This is a genomic window from Candidatus Pantoea bituminis (assembly GCF_018842675.1).
Taxonomy (GTDB): domain Bacteria; phylum Pseudomonadota; class Gammaproteobacteria; order Enterobacterales; family Enterobacteriaceae; genus Pantoea; species Pantoea phytostimulans.
This window is the reverse complement of sequence record NZ_JAGTWO010000005.1, coordinates 85242-106963: the sequence shown is the minus strand read 5'-3', so window position 1 is coordinate 106963 and position 21722 is coordinate 85242. Positions and strand designations below refer to the sequence as shown.

General features: G+C 53.7%; 16 protein-coding genes and 5 pseudogenes. 12 read left to right on the top strand and 9 right to left on the bottom strand.

The genetic code is table 11. The features are described 5' to 3' along the window. The first annotated feature begins 238 nt into the window (after nt 1-238). Nucleotides 239-1045 (top strand): ABC transporter ATP-binding protein, encoded by an 807-nt coding sequence (locus KQP84_RS23000; protein ID WP_215848443.1) that lies wholly within the window; start codon nt 239-241, stop codon nt 1043-1045. 30 nt (nt 1046-1075) lie between these two features. On the opposite strand, the gene KQP84_RS22995 is transcribed toward KQP84_RS23000, so the two are convergent. The 8 genes from KQP84_RS22995 to KQP84_RS22960 are packed head-to-tail and all read right to left on the bottom strand — an operon-like array spanning nt 1076 to nt 10281. After that, a complete protein-coding gene (locus KQP84_RS22995) occupies nt 1076-1924 on the bottom strand; it encodes a VOC family protein (protein ID WP_215848442.1) in 849 nt (282 codons plus the stop codon). 20 nt (nt 1925-1944) lie between these two features. Continuing rightward, the gene (locus tag KQP84_RS22990) at nt 1945-3123 is read right to left on the bottom strand and encodes an amidohydrolase (protein WP_215848441.1); all 1179 of its coding nucleotides are present in this window, start codon (nt 3121-3123) and stop codon (nt 1945-1947) included. Nucleotides 3124-3125: 2 nt separating this feature from the next. Then, nucleotides 3126-4229 carry an alkylhydroperoxidase domain protein gene (locus tag KQP84_RS22985; protein WP_215848440.1) on the bottom strand — a complete coding sequence of 368 codons (1104 nt, stop codon included), beginning with the start codon at nt 4227-4229 and terminating at the stop codon, nt 3126-3128. Nucleotides 4230-4250: 21 nt separating this feature from the next. Further along, nucleotides 4251-5240, bottom strand: coding sequence for a putative FMN-dependent luciferase-like monooxygenase (locus tag KQP84_RS22980; RefSeq protein ID WP_215848439.1), 990 nt, complete (start codon nt 5238-5240; stop codon nt 4251-4253). Continuing rightward, a complete protein-coding gene (locus KQP84_RS22975) occupies nt 5237-6844 on the bottom strand; it encodes a dipeptide ABC transporter ATP-binding protein (protein ID WP_215848438.1) in 1608 nt (535 codons plus the stop codon). Before KQP84_RS22975 ends, KQP84_RS22980 begins: the two co-directional genes overlap by 4 nt. Then, the gene (locus KQP84_RS22970; protein WP_215848437.1) at nt 6841-7695 is read right to left on the bottom strand and encodes an ABC transporter permease; all 855 of its coding nucleotides are present in this window, start codon (nt 7693-7695) and stop codon (nt 6841-6843) included. The genes KQP84_RS22975 and KQP84_RS22970 overlap by 4 nt, the downstream gene beginning before the upstream one ends. Continuing rightward, entirely contained in the window at nt 7692-8633 is a 942-nt protein-coding gene (locus KQP84_RS22965) for an ABC transporter permease (RefSeq protein ID WP_215848700.1), read from the bottom strand. Before KQP84_RS22965 ends, KQP84_RS22970 begins: the two co-directional genes overlap by 4 nt. A gap of 13 nt (nt 8634-8646) precedes the next feature. After that, nucleotides 8647-10281 (bottom strand): TIGR04028 family ABC transporter substrate-binding protein, encoded by a 1635-nt coding sequence (locus KQP84_RS22960; RefSeq protein ID WP_215848436.1) that lies wholly within the window; start codon nt 10279-10281, stop codon nt 8647-8649. A gap of 418 nt (nt 10282-10699) precedes the next feature. On the opposite strand from KQP84_RS22960, the pseudogene KQP84_RS22955 reads away from it, so the two are divergent. The 11 genes and pseudogenes from KQP84_RS22955 (at nt 10700) to KQP84_RS22905 (ending at nt 20409) form a co-directional block, all read left to right on the top strand. After that, a pseudogene (locus tag KQP84_RS22955) lies at nt 10700-11703 on the top strand (MsnO8 family LLM class oxidoreductase). A 26-nt stretch (nt 11704-11729) separates the two neighbouring features. Further along, a complete protein-coding gene (locus KQP84_RS22950) occupies nt 11730-12884 on the top strand; it encodes an amidohydrolase (RefSeq protein ID WP_215848435.1) in 1155 nt (384 codons plus the stop codon). 80 nt (nt 12885-12964) lie between these two features. Beyond that, a complete protein-coding gene (locus KQP84_RS22945; RefSeq protein WP_215848434.1) occupies nt 12965-14278 on the top strand; it encodes an LLM class flavin-dependent oxidoreductase in 1314 nt (437 codons plus the stop codon). 11 nt (nt 14279-14289) lie between these two features. Next, nucleotides 14290-15231, top strand: a complete 942-nt coding sequence (locus tag KQP84_RS22940; protein ID WP_215848433.1) for an ABC transporter substrate-binding protein — start codon at nt 14290-14292, stop codon at nt 15229-15231. Nucleotides 15232-15240: 9 nt separating this feature from the next. Continuing rightward, nucleotides 15241-15752, top strand: a pseudogene (locus KQP84_RS22935) (GNAT family N-acetyltransferase). A 9-nt stretch (nt 15753-15761) separates the two neighbouring features. After that, nucleotides 15762-16687, top strand: a pseudogene (locus tag KQP84_RS22930) (amino acid ABC transporter permease). Further along, nucleotides 16671-17464 (top strand): annotated as a pseudogene (locus KQP84_RS22925) (amino acid ABC transporter ATP-binding protein). The pseudogenes KQP84_RS22930 and KQP84_RS22925 overlap by 17 nt, the downstream one beginning before the upstream one ends. An 18-nt stretch (nt 17465-17482) precedes the next feature. Next, entirely contained in the window at nt 17483-18388 is a 906-nt protein-coding gene (locus KQP84_RS22920; protein WP_215848432.1) for an ABC transporter substrate-binding protein, read from the top strand. Between the two features lie 125 nt (nt 18389-18513). Continuing rightward, a complete protein-coding gene (locus tag KQP84_RS22915; protein ID WP_215848431.1) occupies nt 18514-19074 on the top strand; it encodes a non-canonical purine NTP pyrophosphatase in 561 nt (186 codons plus the stop codon). Further along, nucleotides 19071-19865 carry an SIR2 family protein gene (locus KQP84_RS22910; RefSeq protein WP_215848430.1) on the top strand — a complete coding sequence of 265 codons (795 nt, stop codon included), beginning with the start codon at nt 19071-19073 and terminating at the stop codon, nt 19863-19865. The genes KQP84_RS22915 and KQP84_RS22910 overlap by 4 nt, the downstream gene beginning before the upstream one ends. Before the next feature lie 203 nt (nt 19866-20068). Next, nucleotides 20069-20409: pseudogene (locus KQP84_RS22905) on the top strand (YebG family protein). A 51-nt stretch (nt 20410-20460) separates the two neighbouring features. Here the strand turns inward: KQP84_RS22905 and KQP84_RS22900 are convergent. Continuing rightward, the gene (locus KQP84_RS22900; RefSeq protein WP_215848429.1) at nt 20461-21579 is read right to left on the bottom strand and encodes a Fic family protein; all 1119 of its coding nucleotides are present in this window, start codon (nt 21577-21579) and stop codon (nt 20461-20463) included. Nucleotides 21580-21722: the final 143 nt, after the last annotated feature.

Genomic DNA, 21722 nt, shown 5'->3' with positions numbered 1-21722 from the left:
ATTAATTGATTGCGAATGCGCAAGCCCTGTTAGTCATCAATATTGATAAACCCGTATTTAAAGCAATATCGCAAAGCTGGAACCGCACACCAAATAACAATCCTGTATGAGTTAATGCGGTTTTTATTTATGAGTGATTAGCAAACGCTATGCTGCTATTAGCATAATTACCGGCGGGTTATTTGTGTTATTAATTTTTAAAATGCATTTTTAAAGTCATCCGCTTGAGGAGTATGATATGGCATCACAGAATGTAGACGCTATTAATAGAGGCGCGAACAGCGCCGGCGTTAATATTGATATCGAAAATGTCAGCCACCATTTTACGCTGGAAGGAAACGATTTGGCGGTATTGGAAAATATTCACTTGCAGGTAAAAGCGGGTGAATTTGTGGCGCTATTAGGCCCGTCCGGCTGCGGTAAATCGACCTTGCTGCGCTTGCTGGCTGGACTCGAACAACCCGCCAATGGCTTACTGGCAGAAGAAGGTCGCGCCATTACTGCGCCACACCCTTCTCGCGTCGTGGTGTTTCAAGATCCTACGCTTTATCCCTGGCGCACGGTTTACGACAATGTAGGATTAGGACTGCAAATTCGGGGCGAGAAAAAGCAGGCGGCAGAAGGACGCATCAATGCCATGCTGGATCGCGTAGGTCTGCGTCAGTTTGCACGCGCCTGGCCACATCAACTTTCTGGCGGCATGGCGCAGCGTGCGGCATTGGCGCGCGCTTTAATCAATCATCCTCGCTTACTGATTCTGGACGAACCGCTTGGCAAGCTGGATTCATTGACGCGCTTACGCATGCAGCAGGAGATTGTCGATTTGTGGCAAGAGCAGCAATTCACGACCTTGATGGTGACGCATGATGTGGAAGAGGCGCTGTTTATGGCTAACCGCGTGGTGGTATTTAGCCCGCGTCCGGCGAAGATAGTGGAGATTATTGAGGTTAAGCAGCCGTGGCCGCGTCGCCGTGATGATCCAGAATTAGTGGCACTGCGTAGCAAGGTTCTTTCGCTGCTGGGTAGCGAGCACGTCGCCGCCTAAAAGCAGGGAAGGCTGAGCCTTCCCTGCACGTTATAGATGAAAGCGCAGCGCTAGGTGAAAACCTGACGAGGCTTCCACCACAATCGCCTCCTCTTCCTCAATGAAATTCACATCGCCCAGCAGCAACGCCGCTTTGACCTTCGCCAAATCCTCTGTTTTAAATCCCAGCGCCGCCATGCGTGCACTGCCGTCATAATCTTCGGGTAAAGAATGAAAGCGACGTTTTGCATAGTCTGCCGAGGCGAAGCGAACTGTTGCTGCGCCAGCACGCAAAACAAAAGCCCCTTCAGGGCAGGCAAGAATGCGTGCGGCACCAAACAGATGGCTGTAAACCTGCGCCGCCAGCGCCGGATCCTGCGCTACGATCACAAACTCACTGATGTTCTGCACGCCGTTGGGATGTTGCTGCCATTCCTTTTGCCAGACGTTTTCTGGCGTCAAATGCTGACAGAAGAAACTACGGCCGTTGGGAATTAACGACGGGCGCAGGCGAACGGTGCGAAATTGTGCCTCACCAACCGTGCCATCGGGTAAGTCGACAGGGCGATGAAAAGAGGCGGGCGCGTCACCGTCTAAATCCTGACGCTGTAAATGCAGGAATTCGCTGTCTGCATCGTCTGTTTTCCACACCAGTCCACTTAGACCTGGCGGTGCTTGCCAAAGATCGGCACGTTTCTGGGCGTTACCTTGCTCATAACCCAGCAGCTCAAGGTAGTTTTCACCGAATATCGCCAGGTGATTACTGGAACCCAGCGAGTGATGACCGCGTTCAGTCAGCTGAAAACCGAGGCGACGATAAAGCGCACTCACCGCATCTAACTGATCGGCAACGTTGATCACCACATGATCCAGAACGGGTTGTGGAACAGGTACAGACATTAAGCGTCTCCTTCTTTTCGTCATTGCTGCGCCACAATCTGCAAAGCACGCGGCGCCAGCGCACTAAAATAGTTAACGGCTGCATCGATCAGTGATTCATCAGGATCGAAAGCGGGATGGTGCAAACCAAAATCACTGGCGCTGCCGATACTGACAAAAACGCCAGGTAGCTGTTGCAGGTAAAAAGCAAAGTCCTCGCCACCCATTTGCGGCGATTCAGCGCGTTCAGCGTGATAACCGGTTTCCTGCGCCAGCGCCAAAGCGAAGTCTGCCCAAGCAGGTGTGTTGATTAATGCGGGTGGACCTTCAATCCACTCCAGCTCAGCCTGTGCGCCAAAGCCGCCGGCGATTCCCTGAATCAGAGAGGTGATCTTATGCGGGATCTGGGCACGGATGTCAGCGTTGTGGGTGCGCACGGTACCTTCCAGCTCAACGCTTTGTGGCAGCACGTTCCAGGTATTACCGGCGGTAAAGCGCGTTACGCTCAGCACCACCGATTCCAACGAACTGAATACACGACTCGGTAGCGTTTGCAGAGCGGTGACAATGTGGCTGGCAATCACAATAGAATCGATGCCTTCCTGTGGTCGGGCGGCATGTGCGCCTTTACCATGAATGCGGATCACAAAGCGATCGACATTGGCATAGAACGCGCCGGGACGCGTGCGAAATACACCCAATGGTAAATCTGGTGCGTTGTGCATGCCAAAGATCGCCTGAACGCCATCGAGTGCGCCTGCGTCAATCAGCTGCTTCGCGCCATCAAACGTCTCTTCAGCCGGTTGAAACAGAATGCGCACCCGACCCGGCAATTCAGCCTCGCGCTGTTTGAGCTGATGGGCAACACCCAGCATCACTGAAGTATGCAGATCGTGGCCACAGGCATGCATAACGCCAGGTTGCTGTGATGCCCACGGTTGTCCGGTGACTTCTTCAATCGGCAGCGCATCGATATCAGCGCGCAGGGCAATTAACGGTTCGCCTTGGCCGATCTCAGCCACCACGCCGGTTTTCAACTCAAACGGCAGTAAACGAATATCACCTTGCTTCAACCAGCGCGTAATACGTTCTGTGGTGGCAAACTCCTGATTGGACAACTCAGGATGCTGATGTAACTCACGCCGCCATTGCACCCGCTGTTGTGAAAGCTGTTGTGCTGATAATGAGGTAGAACGTTGTTCAGTTAAAAGCGTAGTCATGATCATCCTTGAGACGTTGGCAGGAAAGGTTCACCCAGAGTGAGCATCAGGCGGTTGGCCCAGGCGAAGAAGGCGCTGGATTGGATCAGATCGAGCAGAGCCAGCGTGTCCAGGCCTTGCTCGCGTAGCACGGTGATCTGATTCAATGATGCCTGCTGTGGCGTAACGGAGAGAGAAGCTGAAAAGCCGATCACCGCTGCCCAGCGTGGAGATTGACCATGCGACAACACCGCACCCGGTGAAACATTCAGCAGCTTTTGTACCGCTGCATCCTCTTTCGAGAGTTGGCTGGCTTTGCGTGCATGTACGGAAGCGCAGAATATGCAGCCGTTCACTTTACTCACCACCGCAGCGGCTAATTCACGCTCGGCACGCGGCAATCCACCGGCGGTATAGAAAATGCCTTTATCGGTTAAGGTTCGCTGCTCAAGCAGCGGCAGATTGCGCGCCAGCAGGCGGAAATAGTCGGAATCCGTGTGCCCAAAACGCGCCAGCGTGGCGTGCTCTTCTGGCGTAAACTCGGTCAGCGGTTTTGCCGCCAGCCAGGGTTCCCATCCCAGCGCGTGCTGTGTAAAGGCGGTCAACGCGGTTTTCCCGCTTGCGGTCTGCGGCGCATCATGCCAGCGGCCCGCCACTACAGCCGGACCCTCACTCGTTGGCTGCTGGCCCTGGAGCAGTAATAACCCTGCTAATAAACGGCTTTGAAAGCTGATAAAAGCGATTAACTGTGACAACGTCACAATGCCGCGTGCACTCCAGCCAGCTTGTTGAAGTTCAGTAAGATGTTCTTGCTTGGCCTCAACCGGCGCAAAGGTCAAGCGCTTTGCAAAGGCCAGGGCAACCTGATGGCGTGTGCTATCGCTCAGCGGTTCTGCCTGCTGCCGGTAATGCGCCTGCAAACCCGCTTGTGCGTGCCATTCTGCCACGTGCGCCGCGATTGCGAACCGTTCCGCCAAGGGAAAGTCTTCATCGGCCTGGCTAAACAGCACGTCGTAACTGCCTTGCGCATGTCGTGTAGCGGCGTCACGCGTTTGACGTGCCTGCGCCAGTTCAGAATCGGGAGCGATGTCTGCCAGTGCAGCCAATAAATCGTTGGGTTGAGTCATCTTCTTCTCCAGTTAGCGTGCTTAACCCGCCGCTTTGAGCGCGGGTGCAATGGTTTCAGCGATCAGTTCGATTGAGCGCAGCGTGTCGCTGTGTGAAGGCTCAACGGAATGCACCTGAAACGAAATATCAGTAACTCGCGACAAAACGCTGTCTTGCGCCAGTGAAGCCAGAACGTCACTGGCGTCGCCAACGTGCGCATCAAACTGCGTCAGTAAATCGCTGAAACTTTCGCCACGCAGCGTATGGCCGCTGGCGAGATAGTGCGCCGCTTGCTGACGAATGCCCGGCTCGGCGATGCGCCGCGCATAATCAGTGGAATCGGCGACGAAGGCCGTTCGCGAAGCCAGAATGCGTGGTGCTACAGGGGTTGGCAGCGCCGCCAGATAAGCGTCAATAATCGGATTTTGAATGGCGTCCAGCGGCAATTCAGGTTGTCCAGCGGGACGCGGCTGAGTGCGGGATAACATCAAGCCGTGTCCCGCCTGGGCGGCACGAATCGCACCTTCAACCGAGAAGGTGGCAATCCATACCCGTTCGGCCAGTTGTGGGGCCGCCGGATAAAGGTGGTTATCCGGATGGCTTAGCGAATCACCGCGCCAGGCGCTGATCAGGGTGTGCAAATTGTCGTTGAATGCGCCGCTGCGATCGGCAAACGTCAGGCCAAACGGTAAAAACGAATTTGGCGTACCGCCTGAACCTAGTCCGATTTCCAGTCGTCCATCGGCCAGCAAATCCAATACGGCGGCATCTTCCGCTACGCGTAACGCGTTTTCCATTGGCAGCGTAATGATCGCGGTGCCCAGGCGGATGGAGCGCGTATGGGCAGCAACATGCGCCAAAAACAGCAGCGGTGCCGGCAAGCCGCCTTCCTGTTCATGAAAATGGTGCTGTGCAATCCACGCTCCGTCGAAACCCAGTCGCTCAGCGTGCTGAATCTGCTCTGTCGCCAGCCGATAGCGCTCTTTCGCCGGGACGTTATCCAGTAGGCGAGTAAAAAAGCCGATATTCATGCAGGTTCCTCTTGGTGAGTCGGGTAAAGCGGGGGAATAGCCGCGATCAATTCTTGGGTATAGGCGTGTTGCGGTGATTCAAATATCGTGACAACGTCACCACGCTCAACCACTTCTCCCGCTTTTAATACCGTGACGCTGTCGGCTATTTGCCGCACTGTCATTAAATCGTGGGTGATAAACAGATAGGTCAAGCCTTGCTCAGCCTGTAGCTGCTGCAACAGCGTCAGAATTTGCGCCTGCACGGTGACATCCAGTGCGGAGGTGGCTTCATCAAGCACCAGAATCGAGGGTTGTAATATTAATGCTCGCGCCAGTGCGACACGCTGTCGCTGACCGCCGGAAAGCTCGCGGGCGCGACGAGATAAAAACGCCAGCGGCAAAGCCACACGTGCAGTTACCGCTTCAACCCGCAGGCGACGTTCTGCACGACTCAACTTTTCAAAGTTGAGCAGCGGTTCTTCAATGATCTCAAACAGCGTCTGGCGCGGATCGAGTGAGGCAAACGGGTTTTGATAAACAAACTGAATTTTTCGGCGCAACTGGCGTAGCGCTTCGCCCTTCATGCCGTTGACGACGATGCCATCCAGCTTCACGCTGCCGCTGTCGGGCTGCTCAAAGCCGAGCAGAATGCGCGCCAGCGTGGTTTTGCCGGAGCCAGATTCACCCACCAATGCATGTGTGGTGCCGCGCTGCACCTGAAAAGTCACATCCTTCAACGCCTGCAAGCGCTGTTGTTTGCTCAGCCTAAAGCTTTTATTAATGGCCGTTGCCTGAATAGCCGGGGCAGAAAAGCGAGCCGCAGAGTAAGGCTGGCGCGGGCGCGGTGCGGCATCGGTCAGCAATTGCCGCGTGTACGGATGCTTCGGTGTAGTGATCACGTCTGCGGTTACGCCCGCTTCCTGAATCTCGCCGTGACGAAACACAATAATGCGATCGGCACGTTCGGCGGCCAGTGCTAAATCATGGGTGACAAATAACACCGCCGTGCCCGATTCACGACGTAGCGTATCCAGCAGATCGAGAATGCGTTTCTGCACCGTGACATCCAGAGCGCTGGTGGGCTCGTCGGCAATGATGATGTCCGGCTGCAAGGCCAGGGCGATAGCGATCAGCACGCGCTGCTTCATACCACCAGAAAGCTGGTGCGGATAGTGATTAACACGCTGTTCAGGATGACTTAATCCCACCCGTGTGAGCAGGTCAATCACCCGCTGTTGCCGCTGAGAACGGCTAAGGTTGAGATGCAGACGCAAGATTTCTGCCACTTGTTCGCCAATGGTTTTTACCGGATTCAGGGAATTGCCCGGATCCTGCGGCACCAGGCTAATGCGCGCGCCGCGCAGCGAATCAAAACGCTTTTGCGACCATTGGCTGATCTCCTCATCATTGAGCAAGATCCTGCCGTTATCGCGGCGGCCATTTTCCGCCATCAAACCAATAATCGCCTGCGCGGTGGTGGTTTTGCCCGAACCTGATTCACCCACCAGCGCCACTATTTCACCTGCTTTCAGTTCAAAGCTGACGTTGTGCACCACCTGTTGCCAGGCGTTGGCGCTGCGATAACTCAGGCTGAGATTGTCGACCTTTAATAACGTGCTCATCGGCGGACTCCTGACAGTTGCTGGCTGATGCGATTCGCTGACAGCACCACGGCTATCACCACCACGCCGGGAAAGGTGGTTAGCCACCATGCGGTTGCCAGATAGTTTCGACCTTCGGCAATCAATAATCCCCACTCAGGCGCGGGCGGTGGCGTGCCGTAACCGAGAAAGCTCAGCGTCGAGAGCGCCAGAATGGCCTGACCAAACTGCAACGCGGCGTAGGCGATAACCGGCGTTAGCGCGTTAGGTAAAATGTGACGCCACAGCACCGTAGAGAAGCGTCCGCCGCTACCAAAGGCGGCTTCAACGTATTCGCTGTGACGAATGCGCACGACTTCACCGCGTGCCAGGCGGGAAAAACTGGCAATAGACGCAACGCCGACTGCCAGTGCGGCGTGCAAGGTGCCGAAACCCATGAGAATCAACACGCTTAATGACAATAAAAGTGACGGAATTGAGAGCAGCACATCCACAGCGCGCATTAGCCAGGATTCGGTTCTGCCGCCGATTGAACCTGCCAGCACGCCTAACGCGGTTCCCACGATCAATCCCATCGCTACCGCAATCAGTGCCGCGGAAAGTGAATGTGATGCGCCGTAGATAATGCGTGCATAAAGGTCGCGTCCGAGTTGATCGGTGCCGAGCCAGTGTCCAAGTTGTGGGGCTAAACGTTGCGCACCGGCAACACCGTCGGTTGCGCTGTAGTCAGTGAACAGTCCTGGCGCCACGGCGGCCAGCAGCGCAGCAATCATTACTAACCAGGCCAGCCATAAACCGGGTTGCACAGAGAAACTGCGGCGAGGTGTGGCCGCCGTTTTTTGACGTGCGCTGGCGTAATCGACCAGACTCATGCTGCACCTCCCACTGTTTGTAACCGGGGATCCAGCAGCGGCATCAGCAGATCGACCAGCAGGTTAATCACGACAAATCCCAGCGCTGAAATCATCACCACGGCTTGCAATACTGCCACATCCTGATTATTCACAGCCTGCTGCGTCAGTTGGCCCAAGCCACCCAGACCAAACACGGTTTCAGTAATCAGCGCACCTGCGATCAGCTCGCCTAACAGCAAACCGGCCACGTTGAGCACTGGTAGCATGGCGTTACGTAACACATGGCGCCACAGCACATAACTTTCACTGGCCCCTTTAGCGCGAGCCACCGCGACAAACGGACGCGTCGCCACATCGTCAATGCTGCGTAATAGAATTTGTGCCAAAGGGGCCGAGATCGGAATGGCCACAGTGATAATCGGCAGGATCAAGCCCTGCCACGGCGACGGATTGATCACCGGAATCCAACGCAGCTGGAAAGAGAACAGCTGAATCAGGGCAATGCCGAGCCAAAAGGTTGGCACTGAAATGAACAGCGCAGGCAGCGATTGCAACAGATTGCGCAGGCTGCGTAACGCCGGAAAACGTGACAACGCCGCGAGCACGAATGCCAGACCCATCGCCAGCAAAAAGCCACACAGCGCCAGGCGTAATGTGCCGGGCAGATTGCTGGTTAGCTGATCGCTGACCGGCACGCCCGCCTGCACGGAATAGCCAAAATCACCGTGCAGCATGGCGACCAGCGTATGCAGATATTGCTGCCACAACGGGTTGTCGGCACCATACGCCTCGCGCATCTCCGCGATCTGTTGTGGGCTGAGGCCAAGATCGGGATTTTGAAATTTAATCAAAATCGCGTCGCCCGGCAGCACCTGCAACAGCACGAAAGAGAGGGTGAAGGCGGCCCATAACACCAGCAGCCCAAGCCCAACCCGATGCAGCAGATAACGTCGCATCATTCACCTCAACTTAATGTTTTTCCAGCCATGCGCCATACAGCGCTGGACGGCCAACGGCTTCGAAATTTACGCCTTTTAACCAGGGCGCACCCGCAAAGACTTGCGGCTCTTCAAACACCGGGATCACGTAGGCCTGGTCCAGCAAATAGCGCTGCACGTCGCCGGTTAATTGCAGGCGTTTAGCCGGATCAACTTCAGCGGAAATATCCACCAGTAGTTGATTCAGCTTGGCGTCACGGAAGTTTTTCACCTTGTCGCTGGAGCCGCCTTTTTGCAGCAGCGCATCGCGGTTAGCAAAATAGAAACTGCTTTTAATCACATCAGGGTCGGCGCGGCCGACTTCGGTGACATTCAGCGGTGTTTTCTGCGGGTCGAGGCTGTCGATGGTTTTACTGCCTGCATCACCGGCTTTTACCGTTAACGCCACGCCAACCTGACGCCACTGCTGTGCAATGAGCTGAAGCACCTCTTTGTTCTGCGGCTGCGGCAGTGATTCATACACGGTCAGCGCCAGACGTTGTCCCTGCTTTTCACGAATGCCATCGGCACCCGCTTTCCAACCCGCTTCATCCAGCAGACTTTTGGCTTTTGCCTGATCGAAGGTGAGCTTGTCAGCCAAATTAACGTAACCAGCGGCAGTGGTAGCAATCACCGATGTTGCTTGCGGATAGTTTGGTGAGAACAGCGTTTCAACCACCTGTTTCGAGTGAGTGGCATGCAGCAGCGCCTGACGTACGCGAATATCGCTGACCAATGGGTTATCTGGACGGAAACTGATGCTGTCATTTACCCCACGCGTGGGTGCGGCATAAATAGGAAAGTTTTGGTCTTTGGCCTGCTTCTCATCGTAAGCCTGTACCTGACGAATAAAATCTGCCTGACCCGCCAGCAATGCGCCAATACGCACACTGTCTTCCGGGGTCACGATCACTTTAATGCCGTCGAGATTCGCCGGGCCTTGCTGCTGACCATTTTTCGGGCCCCAGTCATACGCTTTACGGGCGGTTAAATCGACTTCGCGTCCTAACTTTTCAGCGCTGACCACAAAAGGACCAGAACCAATGATATTGCGCGCATCACCCAGTTGATCAAAATTACGCGCCAGCGTGCTTAGCGATACCAGCCCGGAACCAATGGTTGCGGTGCCTTGTAAAAAGCCCGGTGACGGTTTTTTGAAATAAAACTTCACCGTGAGTGGATCAATGACTTCACTGCGATCGTAATTATTAATCACCTCTGAAACCGGCAGGCGTTGAGCTTTATTTCCTAATCCGTAAGTATCGAAGTTTTTAGCCACGGCATTGGCATCTAATGGTGTGCCATCAGAAAAGGTGACACCCGATTTTAATTTAAAGGTGTATTCGGTTTTATTTTCATTGGTGGTCCAGCTTTCTGCAATCCAGGGTTCAACCTGCAACGTCTTTGGATTCTGCCAGGTCAGTTTATCGGTAATTTGATTCAGTATGCCGCCATTGGGATAAAACCCACCTGCGGGTGGATAAAGATTAGTATGCGCCTGCTGTTCAAGATAGATCAGCGTTCCGCCTTTAACCGGCGTCTCAGCGGCATGGCTGGCAAAACTCCCGGCGAGTAAGGCAAAGGCCAAAGCGCGCGATAATGGCGAAATCGGTAATAACGTCTTCATGTTGAATTCCTTTGTTATTAATTGCCTTAGCAGGCTGGAATCATCATCGAATGACGGCGCTATCAGGTGAAGCAACGAATTGGTCAAAGCTTATCTGGAATTGATAAATACCCTCAATCCTTCACGTCGCAGAGGCGTTGGCTGCGCTTGTGCATGTCAGTCACCCTGAATTTTCTGTGGTGGGGATGAACAGGCTTGCCGCCTTTCCGCAACGCGAATAATTAACGGCGGAGTGATTACACTTTAATAAATAGATTTCGCATTAAGCCTGTTTTTTTATTCGTAATTCATTTCAAGACGCAATGCGCATTACGTTGCATTGCCATTTTTTAACTTCGTATTTTCATATTTGTTGTTTTACGAAATATAACCTCCGCTCCACACTAGCCCACAAATCGTATTTAAGAGGAAAGGGTGAATGTCATATCGACTGAGTCTGTTAGATAAATCACCGGTTGTAACGGGAGAAGCGCCCAGCGCCGCGCTACAGCGCACATTACAGCTGGCTCAGCAGGCAGAAAGCTGGGGCTTTCACCGTTTCTGGCTGGCCGAGCATCACAATACCGATCGCCTGGCGAGTCCTTCACCTGAAGTATTGATCGCCTGGATCATCGCGCAGACGCAACATATTCGAGTGGGCTCAGGCGGCGTGATGTTGCAACATTACAGCCCGTATAAAGTCGCCGAAAATTTTAACCTGTTGGCTTCACTGGCGCCGGGACGCATCGATCTTGGCGTGGGTAAAGCACCGGGCGGTTTACCGCTTTCAACCCATGCGCTGCAACTGGGCGTTCACGCTGACGAGAAGGGCAGTTTCGCCGAACAGTTACGCCTGCTTGATAACTGGTTGCAGACCCGCGCGCAGGATGAAAATGATGACGAAGAGGTTTTACGCGCCACGCCACAACCGGCGCGACCGGCGAATCGCTTTCTGCTGGGTGCCAGCGAAGAGAGTGCCAAACTCGCGGCGGAGCTGGGCTGGCAATTTGTTTTTGCTGCCCACATCAATGGCGATCGCCCGTTGCTTGAGCATTCGCTGAATACCTATTCCACGCTCAGTAAGGGGCAACGTGCCTTGGTTGCAGTGCAGGTTGTGGTGGCGGATTCTCCTGCTGAGGCGGATCTGCTGGTGTCCGATCTCAAGCACTATCACGTGCAGGTCAAAAACGGCCCGAGCGTGAATGTCGGCAGCCTGGAACAGGCAGAGCGTTATGTGCGGCAGGGGGATTTTCCGATTACCTGATCGAGCCGCGCACGCCGTCGCTGCTCAAAGGCACCGCGGCTCAAGTCCATGCTCAGCTAGAAGCGCTGCATCAGAACTTCAACATTGACGAATTCATTATTGATACACCGATTGCCGAACCCGTTGCGCGTCATGCGTCGCTGGCGTTGTTGGCAACGCACCATCTGGTCGAAGCCTGAGTGCAGACATTCAGCGGAGGTAAACCATGAAGCCGAATGAATCACAGTTGATTGCGTGGCGACGCGAACTGCACACCTGGCCGGAACTCTCCGGAAAGGAATTTGCGACCACTGCGCGTCTGCGTGAATGGTTGCAGAGTGCGGGTATTCGCTTACTGGACTTTCCGCTGGAGAGCGGTGTGGTAGCCGAAATTGGCAGCGGTGAAACGCGGGTGGCGCTGCGTGCCGATATCGATGCACTGCCGATTCACGAAGCCAGCGGTGTCAGCTTTCACTCTCGCCATCCTGGTGTGATGCATGCCTGCGGGCACGATCTGCACAGCGCGGTAATGCTGGGCGCAGCACTGGAATTAAAAGCGCAGGAAGCGCAACTGAAAGGGTGCGTGCGCATCTTATTTCAGCCTGCTGAGGAGATTGGCCGTGGTGCAAAACAGTTCATCAAGGCGGGCGTGTTAGAGGATGTACAGGCTATTTTTGGCATGCACAACGAACCGGGGTTGCCCACCGGCACCTTCGCCACGCGCGGCGGCGCGTTTTATGCCAATGCGGACAAATTCATTATCCACGTCAACGGCAAAGGCGCGCATGCTGCGCACCCTGAGCAAGGCGTTGATGCGATTGTGGTTGCCAGTCAGATCATTCAGGCACTACAAACCTTAACCAGCCGCAGCTTCAATGCGCTCGATAGCGTGGTGCTGAGCATTACGCGCATTGACGGCGGTAAAACCTGGAATGTATTGCCGAGCGGGGTGGAATTTGGCGGCACCGCGCGTACTCACGATCTTCAGGTACGCGCCGAACTGGAACAGCGACTGCGTCAGTTGGTGGAGAGCATCGCCTTAGCCCATGGTGCCGACGCGACACTTCGTTGGCATCCTGGCCCGCCCGTGTTGATCAACGATCCCGATTGGGCGCGCTTCAGTAGCGAGATTGCGGCGCAGGTCGGCTATCACGTGCAAACGGCTGATTTGCACCTGCTTGGTGAGGATTTTGCCTACTATCTGCAAAAAATTCCCGGTGTATTTGTCAGTATCGGCAGCGCCAGCGATTTTGGTTTACATCATGCCGCCTTCACGCCGGATGAAGCCTCAATTGCCCCTGCCGCACACTATTTTGCCCAACTGGCGCAGCAGGCGCTGCAACATCTCAACGCACGATGTTGTGAACCCCTTCTGAATTAATCCCCCTTTTTAAATGGCGTCTGGACGCGAGGCAAATGCACTCTCGCCAGGCTCGCTACGACTAAAACAGAGAGAAGATCATGACAACGAGACAGCTTCGACTGGGTACGATTTTGCACGGTGCGTCAGGCAATATGTCAGCGTGGCGCCATCCGGCAGCGCAGGCTGATGCCAGCATCAACCTTGCGTTCGCCAAGAAGATTGCGCGTAAAGCTGAGCAGGGCAAGCTCGATTTTTTGTTTGTTGCTGACGGGTTATTCATCAATGAAAAGTCGATCCCTCACTTTTTAAACCGTTTTGAGCCGTTAACCTTGCTGTCCGCGTTGGCCGGCGTGACGGAACATTTGGGGCTGGTCGGCACGGTTTCGACCTCCTACAGCGAACCCTTTACCGTGGCGCGCCAGTTTGCCAGCCTCGATCATTTGAGCGGCGGACGCGCTGGCTGGAATGTGGTGACATCGCCACTGGAAGGGTCTGCTAAGAACTTCTCACGCGCCCAGCACCCGGAACATGCGCTGCGCTATCGTATTGCCGATGAGTATTTGCAGGTGGTGAAAGGGTTATGGGATTCCTGGGAAAAAGATGCGTTTGTCCGTAACAAAGAGAGCGGCCAGTTCTTTGATCCCAGCAAGCTGCATACGCTGGATCACCATGGCGATTTCTTCCAGGTGCAAGGCCCGCTGAACATTGGCCGCACGCCGCAGGGCCGGCCGATTATCTTTCAGGCCGGCGCGTCTGAAGATGGCAAAAAGCTGGCCTCCAGCCACGCCGATGCAATTTTTACTCATCAACCGACGCGAGAAGAAGCGCAGGCGTTTTATCGCGACGTTAAGCAGCAGCTGGTGGAGAAAGGCCGTAAACCGGAAGACTTGCACATCTTCCAGGGTGTTAGCGTGATTGTTGGCGACGATGCCGACGACGTGGAACAGCAATATCAAACCACCGCTGCGCTGGTCTCGATTAAAGATGCGCTCAACTATTTGGGTCGTTTCTTTGATCATCACGACTTCTCGCAATATCCCCTTGATGAACCTTTCCCTGAATTAGGCGATATCGGACAAAACAGCTTCCGCAGCACCACCGATGAAATCAAAAGCAAGGCGCGTCAGTTTAATCACACGCTGCGTCAGGCTGCGCTGGAAGCGGCTACCCCGCGCCCGCTGTTCCACGGTACGCCTGAACAAGTCGCTGATGGTTTGCAACTCTGGTTTGAAACCGACGCCACCGACGGTTTCATTATCAACGGCGGTACGCCAGATACCTTTGAACGCTTTGTTGATCGCGTGGTGCCGATTTTGCAGGCGCGTGGTTTATCGCGTCGCGAGTATCCCGGAACCACATTGCGCGACAGTTTTGGCCTGAAACAACCCGTTAATCAGTTCACACAACAATAAGAGTCTTCGCTATGCAAAAAACGAAAACAGTGATCGCCCTGATGCTATTGGCTGCCAGCAGTAGTGCATGGGCTGAAGATACCAATGTGGATTACAACGGACAGCGCGTAAGCCTTGAGGCGAATAAAACACCGATCAACACCGGTAAAAACGCGCAGGCAGTGGCACAAATTCCGGCGGGTCACCGCTTTGCGGTTCCGGGATCCTTTACCGTAGCGGTCGCGGCACTCAATTCGCCGCCCTTAACGGTCTTTTCTGATGACAATAAAACCTTGCTGGGCAGCGAAGTGGATATCGCCCGTCTCGTTGCTGACAGCCTCGGTCTGAAGCTCAACGTGGTGCCCACTTCCTGGGAAGACTGGCCGTTAGGCGTGGCGTCAGGCAAATATGATGCAGCGATCACTAACATCACTGTCACCAAAGATCGCAAAGAGAAATTTGATTTCGCCACCTACCGTAAAGATTCGCTGGGCTTTTATGTAAAAACCAGCAGCCCGATTAAATCACTGAGCAAAGCAGAAGATATTGCCGGGCTGCGCATCATTGTTGGTTCCGGCACCAACCAGGAAGCGATTCTCCTGGCCTGGGATAAAGAGAACCAGGCCAAAGGCTTGAAGCCCTTTACCCCGGTTTACTCCAAAGATGACGCCGCCCAAACGTTGGCGCTGCAGTCCGGTCGCGCTGATGCCTATTTTGGACCCAACGTAATTGGCGCATGGAAAGCGGCGTTGAATGGCAAAACCCGCTTGGTAGGCAGCGTTGATGGCGGCTGGCCGAAAGCGGCGCATATCGCCGTAACGATGAAAAAAGGCAGCGGTTTAGCGGAACCTGTTAGCACCGCGCTCAACGGTGTGATGCAAAACGGCGACTACGTAAAAGTATTGAACCGCTGGGGTGAAGGTGTAGAACGCATTGATCGTTCTGAGATCAACCCGCCGGGATTAGGCGATTAAGGAGGCGATATGAGCCAGCAACATTTTCGCGAAGTCTCACCAGAAGCACCAGAATTGCAGCCGATCCTCGCAGGTCTGTTTGGTGAATATGCCGCGCGCTATGGCGATTACTTCACCTCGCAGAAAGAGGTAGAACTGACGGAATGGTATCTGCCGCCACACGGTCTTTTCATCGTGCTGGAGCGTGATGGCGAGATTATCGCAATGGGTGCTTATAAACCCTATGACGAGCAAACCGCTGAGCTAAAACGCATCTGGACACGCCGCGATCTGCGCCGTCAGGGCTTGGCCTTGGTGATGGTGAAAGAGCTGGAGCGGCGCGCCTTGCGTGCCGGTTATCAACGGCTTTTTCTCACCACCGGTTTTCGCCAGCCGGAAGCCGTGCGGCTTTATACCGGGCACGGTTATCAACCTCAATGCGATATCAGCGGCGATCTTGAGCGTTATGGGCAGCCGCCGCATGACGGCCGTTTGCGTTTTTTAAAGTGATTGACGTTCAAAGCGTCGCCCAAGCCAGTTAAGGAGGCACGATGAGTAAGGAACCGCAATTGCAAGTGGTGCCGGCGCGCTATCCCGCACGTACCGTAGGGGCGATTATCGCCCTGTTTATTCTGGCTGGCGTGGTGCAATCGGTGGCGTTTAATCCGCGCTGGGAATGGGGCGTCTTTGCCCGCTGGTTTTTCGATCCGGTAATCCTGCATGGTTTAGGGCAAACGCTGTTGTTAACACTACTCGGCACGGTCTTCAGCTTGATGCTGGGCGGTTTGCTGGCGCTGGCGCGACTCTCCTCATCCTGGTTATTGAGTAGCTTAGCCTGGGGTTATATTTGGCTGTTTCGCTCGCTGCCGCTGATTGTTGTGCTGATCATCTTGTACAACTTCTCCTATCTCTACGACACCTTATCGATTGGCGTGCCTTTTACCGCGCTGTCGTGGGGCAACTTCCAGACCATCAACGTGTTGGGGCAGTTTCCGGCTGCGGTAATTGGTCTGACGCTAGTGCAAGCGGCCTACAGCGCTGAGATCATTCGCGGCGGTTTTTTGGGGTTGATCATGGTCAAGTTGAAGCGGCTTCAGCGCTGGGTTTATCCGCCACGCGTCGTACTTTCCGCATCATTCTGCCGCAGGCGCTACGCGCAATTATTCCTACCGCGTTTAACGAAATCATCAGCCTGGCGAAAGGCACCGCGATGGTTTACGTGCTGGCAATGCCCGAGCTGTTTTACACCATTCAGATGATCTACAACCGCAATCAGGAAGTGATTCCGTTGCTGATGGTCGGTGCGGCTTGGTATTTGATTATCACCACCGTGCTGTCCGTGATTCAGCACAGCGTTGAACGCTGGCTGGCCCGTAGCGTAACCCGCGAACCAAAACCTTCACGCTGGCGTCAATGGCGCAATCGCGTCGCGCCGGTGATCGCAACTGAGGAAATTAGCCATGTCCGAAGCCATTGATTACCGCTCAGTCCATACCACAGGCGCTATTAGTATCACCAGCGTCAGTAAAAGTTTTGGTAAGCACAAAGCGCTGGATGACGTTTCGCTGGAACTGGCACCGGGCTCGGTGACGGTGATTCTGGGGCCATCCGGTTCGGGCAAGTCAACGTTGCTGCGTTCGATCAACCATCTTGAACGCGTTGATGCGGGTTTTATCCAGATTGATGGAGATTATATCGGTTATCAGCGGCGTGGCGACAAGCTGTATGAATTGAAAGAGAACGCGATTTTACGTCAGCGTATTAACGTCGGTTATGTGTTCCAAAACTTCAATCTGTTCCCCCATCTCACCGTGCTTGAGAACCTGATTGAAGCGCCGATTGCGCATCGGCAACTGACAAAACGTGACGCGGTCACGCGTGCCGGTGAATTGTTGGATATCGTTGGGTTGCGCCACAAAGCGGATGCGTGGCCGCGCCATCTTTCTGGGGGCAGCAGCAGCGTATTGCTATCGCGCGCGCCTTGATGTTGAACCCTCGCGTAATGTTGTTTGATGAGCCAACCTCGGCGCTCGATCCTGAACTCGTCGGTGAAGTGCTCGACGTGATCAAAAAACTGGCGCGCTCCGGCACCACATTGGTGATTGTAACGCACGAAGTGGGTTTCGCCCGTGAAGTTGCCGACAACGTGGTGTTCATGGTTGATGGCAAAATCGTAGAACAGGGCAATAGCACGCAAGTACTGAATAATCCACGACATGAAAGAACTAAACGGTTCCTCGCACGTGTTTTGTAATCACAGGAAGAGTCAGTCATGCGAAATTTCTGCGCAATAACGTTGTTAGCCGTTTTGCTGGTGAGTCAGGCGGCGGGAGCCGCCGAGAAGTTAGACGCGTCAAAAAATGAAACGCCCATTAACGCGCCTGCGAATCCAGATGCGATTAAAAAGATCCCTGCAAATTTTCACTTTATCGAGCCGGGCACGTTAACGGTGGCGACCTCCGCTACCCATTCACCGCCGCTGGCGCTGTTGGCGTCAGATAATCAGACCCGCATCGGCAGCGATCCTGATATTGCGCGGTTACTGGCGGACAGCCTTGGCTTAAAACTCAAGCTGGTTCCCGCTTCCTGGGAGGATTGGCCGCTTGGCATTACCGCTGGGCGCTACGATGTGGCGATGTTTAATATTGCCGTAACGGAAGAGCGGAAGAAGAAGTTCGATTTCGCCACCTACCGTGCGGACAACCATGCTTTTGTGGTGAAAGCTAACAGTTCAGTGACCTCAATCAACTCGCCGGAAGAGATTGCAGGCAAACGGATTATTGTGGCATCCGGTACGAATCAGGAGCGGATTCTCCTGAGCTGGGATGAGAAAAATCGTGCAAAAGGTTTGCCGCCGGTGCAGCCAATTTATTTAACGGATGATGCCTCCGCGACGCTTTTGCTGCTTTCTGGACGCGCCGATGCGATGTTTGGCCCACATTCCATGGCCGCCTGGAAAGCGGCCTCACGCGGGCAAACCAAAATCGTTGGCACCGGGCCGTTTCGCGCGTGGGTCGCTGTGACCACCAAAAAAGGCAATGGCCTGGCCGATGCCCTACAAACGGCGCTGGATGGCACCATTGCGGGTGGTCAATACCAGCAGGTATTACAGCGTTGGGGCGAGCAGGATGAAGCGATCAGCCATTCGACAGTGAACCCGCCGGGAATCGTTTATTAATAAAAAGAAGCAAGGATGCTTCTGTTCGGTCCACTCTTTGCCTGCCGATTTGCGCTACACTTTCCAGCTTAACTGACCTGGCAATATCATAAAAAATGTCATCAGGACCTTAACCTGGACGTAGCATGAAAATCAGATTCCTTTCTGCCAATGAGCAAAAGCTGGCGGAAGTACGCAAAATTCTTGAGCCTGTCGGTGTTGAAGTTTTGCCTATTGCCCGCCGCATCGAAGAAATTCAAACTGAAAATGAGTTAGAACTCATCCGCGACAAACTCACCAAAGCTTTTTCCTTGATTGGGCGTCCGCTGTTTGTGGAGCATACCGGTCTCTATCTTGATGGCCTGAATGGCTTGCCTGCCGGTCTGACACGCATTTTCTGGAACCGCTTAGACGCTGAACGCTTCACTGCGCTGGTTCAGGGGCTGGATAGTCAGTGCGTCACGGCGAAAACCGTGCTGGGCTATTGTGATGGTCGAAAAATGTATCAATTTTCCGGCGAACTGCGCGGCACCATCGCGGCCAAACCTGCGGGTACGCGCGGCTTTCAGTGGGATTGTGTCTTTATTCCCGAGGGCCATGATCAGACCTTTGCCGAGATGGGTGACAAGAAAAATGAGATTTCCATGCGCCGCATCGCACTGGATCGCTTTGCTAACTTTTTAAAAACTGCGCGGGGAGTCGCATGAAACCTGAATTAAAACGCGCCTACGATTCTGGAAAACTGATTCTTTTTGCTGGTGCCGGTATCTCACGTAACCTTGGCTTGCCGGAATGGCATGAGTTAATTTCCCATCTCGCCAACGAGTTGGGCTACGATCCTAAAATATTCAACACCTACGGCACGCACCTTTCCCTGGCGGAATATTACAAGCAGAAAAAAGGCTCGCTGGGCCCGTTACGCAGTTGGATGGATCGTGAATGGCATCGGCCTGATATTGATGTTCGTTCTTCCGAAATTCATACCATGATCACGCAAGGCAATTTCTCTCGTATCTATACCACTAATTACGATCGCTGGCTCGAAGCGGCACACGAAGCGCACGGCGTCCCTTATTTTAAGGTCGCGAATGCAGCTGATTTAGTCTCATTGACGGAAGATAAGCGCCACATCATTAAGCTGCATGGTGATTTCGACGATGATACGTCGATTGTGCTGGACGAAAGCAGCTACTTTGAACGGCTCTATTTTGATTCCCCGCTGGATATCAAATTGACGCACGACGTGATGGGCAACTCGGTATTGTTCGTTGGCTATAGCATCAGCGACTTTAACATTCGTCTGCTGTTTTATCGTCTGACCAAAATGTGGGGCCGCACCGGCCTGGCGACCGCGCGGCCTAAATCCTACCTGTTCACCAATCGCAACAATCCGGTAGCAAAAGAGGTGTTGGGACAATGGGGCATTGAGATGATCGTGTCGGAAGAGGATGATCCGCGCAAAGCGTTGGCGGATTTTCTTGAAGCGTTATTGGCCTAAAAATTCCATTAGCGCAGCCATTATAAAGATATGCAGGGCGTTTTATCGTATAAACCCTGCGTCTGATCATCATTGCGCAATCGGGGAGCACTCTGGGTTTTAGAAGACGCATGGGTGTGCCGTTTTAAGATGTTATTCTCTAGTGGAAAACAAAAAACGGCGTGTTATACTGTATATATTCACAGTATCAGAGAGGCAAGAAAATGGCTGTCGAAACAAAATTTGTAGTCGTCAGAAAGGGTGAAGAGAAGATGACGTTTGCCAACAAGAAAGAGGCCGATGCCTACGACAAAATGCTCGATATGGCCGAAGCCTTCACTGACTGGCTGTTGCAGCATCAACCTGGACTGGATGAAACCCAGGCTGAAACGCTGGGCCTGCTGATTGCTGAGCAAAAAGATGCGGTGCAGCATATCCTCCGTACCAGCAAACTGCCTGAAGCGGCGCCTTCTGCAGACATTACTGTCGCAGAGAAAGATGATCATGAAGAGGTTGCTGAAGAAGCAACCAGCACCAAAAAGTTCGCGCAGTTAAAGCGGCTTGATGACCGAAACGCCGTGAGTAATAAGCTGACGGCGTTTTTGTTTCTGCCTTTCTAAACCCGGCGAACCTGATAACGCGTACTTCTACCTCCGCCTTCCAGCTTGTAAAGACACTCTTTTTCCAGCAGATCGGCTAAATGGCGTGTTGCCGTCGACTTACTCACTTTGGCGACTTTTTGATACTGACTGGCGCTAATGCCTAGCTCAAAACCCTGTTCGCCGCCGTCCAGTAATCGATTGAGCACTTTCACCTGTTCTTTACTCAAACCCAACCCTTGATGGCGCAGCCAGAATCGGGCTTTTAGTTGTGTACGCTCAACGCTGAGCATCGCCTGATTCAGGCTTTCTTCCAGAATATCCAAAAACCACACCAGCCAGCCGGTGATGTCCAGATCGCCTTTCTGCGTTTTTTCCAGCACCCGATAATAGTCGGCGCGTTTTGCCAATATGGCTGAAGACATGGCATAAAGCCGAATGCTTTGGCTATCCGCTTGCGCTAGCGCCAAATCTGTTAATGCACGTGTAATGCGCCCATTACCATCATCGAACGGATGAAGCGTAACAAACCATAGATGGCAAATGGCAGCGCGTAACAACGGGTCGAGTAATACATTTTCCCGGCTTTGGTTAAACCATGTCATAAACGCGTCGAGCTGATGTTCCAGTCCCGCACGCGGCGGCGCTTCAAAGTGAACCGTTGGTCGGTCAAGGCGTCCCGACACCACTTGCATTGGCTCGCTGCCGCGAAGCGCACCGACGCTTAGCGAATGGATTGACCATTCATCCTGTGGAAAGAGCCAATGGTGCCATTGGTACAAGCGCTTGAGTGTTAAAGGTCGATCGCGATTATTGATGGCATCAAGCATCATCGCCGCCAATCCCTCAGACCGATCGGATATGGGATAAGGTTGTTCTTCGGAAACACCTAAACGCCGCGCCAGCGATGAACGCACCGATTGCGCGTTAACGCGTTCTTCTTCGATGGCAGAAGAGGAGAGAATATTAGCCAGCAAGGTATCGAGCGTTTGCGATTCATCGTCCGATTGCAGGCTTGCGCGGCCCAATAACGTGCCACGCAGTTGCTGAGCATGGCGAAGCCGCGGCAGGAGTTGTGCATCTTGCCAGGTAAACTGTGGCCAATCGGGGTGTTGCCAAATCCATAACGTTGTCATCAAACGGCTCATCTTATCGGTATGAGCCGAATAGAGAGGGTCATTCGGCTCAAAATATGAGTCGATTATAGGGGCTTATTGTCTCATGTGCGAGCGAGAAAAATTCAAAGAGGAAAGAGAAACAGGACGCGAAGGCCCTGTTT